Source organism: Oleiphilus sp. HI0128 (assembly GCF_001635365.1).
This window is the reverse complement of sequence record NZ_LWGG01001618.1, coordinates 1-823: the sequence shown is the minus strand read 5'-3', so window position 1 is coordinate 823 and position 823 is coordinate 1. Positions and strand designations below refer to the sequence as shown.

Sequence of the window (823 nt, the reverse complement as noted above, 5' to 3'; positions counted from 1 at the left end):
TATGAAGAGAAGGTGCTCGGCTACCATGTATGGTATCGTTACAAGGGTGAAAGATATAAGACCCGAATGGATCAGAAGCCGGGTAAGAAAATAAAAGTGCGTGTCAGGGTGGAACCTTTTTAGAAGGGAGCTGTGACACCGAAAGAAGCCTCGTTAGTTGGCAACGTTCGCAAAGGTGATTGCTATGAAACTCGTAAAACTTTTTTTGTCCGCCGTGTTGCTGGTGTGCTTATCCGCAAACCTGGTCGCAGAGACAAAGAATGAGAGAATTGGTCGAGATCAAGCAATTGCCCTTGTTCAGGAAAGGTTCGAAGGAAAGGTCCTGAAAGTTCAGCTCAAAGAAACGCCCCGTGGTAGCGTCTATCGGGTTAAGTTTTTAACTAAAGCGGGTCGAGTTAGGGTGTTGCATGTCGATAGCCTGAGTGGTGAGCTGCTCAGTGGCGCCAAGTAAAGAGAGCTAGACGATGAAGCTTCTAGTGATTGAAGATGAAAACAAACTGCGAGAACAGTTGGCAGATGCTTTAAAGCAACAATCTTATTGTCTTGAACTCGCGGCTGATGGTGAAGAAGGTTTATATAAGGGAATGGAGTTCCCGATCGACCTGGCGGTTGTGGACTTAGGTTTGCCAAAAATTGAAGGCGTTGAAGTGATTCGTCGTTGGCGAAAAGCGGGGAGGGACTTCCCTATATTGATACTGACTGCTCGCGGAAATTGGCAAGATAAAGTTGAAGGCCTGGATGCTGGTGCAGATGACTACCTGGTGAAGCCTTTTCATGTCGAAGAGTTATTTGCACGTATTAAAGCCTTGCTCAGACGTTTTGG

General features: G+C 46.4%; 2 protein-coding genes. Both read left to right on the top strand.

Annotated features, from left to right (window positions below):
- The first annotated feature begins 184 nt into the window (after positions 1-184).
- On the top strand, positions 185-451 hold the full coding sequence (locus A3763_RS26385) for a PepSY domain-containing protein (RefSeq protein ID WP_068513369.1): 267 nt from the start codon (positions 185-187) through the stop codon (positions 449-451).
- 13 nt (positions 452-464) lie between these two features.
- On the top strand, positions 465-823 hold a 359-nt coding region (locus A3763_RS26380), incomplete at its 3' end, for a response regulator transcription factor (RefSeq protein WP_156495355.1).

Coding starts and splice junctions, on each gene's coding strand:
- A3763_RS26385 (WP_068513369.1), top strand. CDS start 185: ATGAAACTCGTAAAACTTTTTTTGTCCGCCGTGTTGCTGGTGTGCTTA.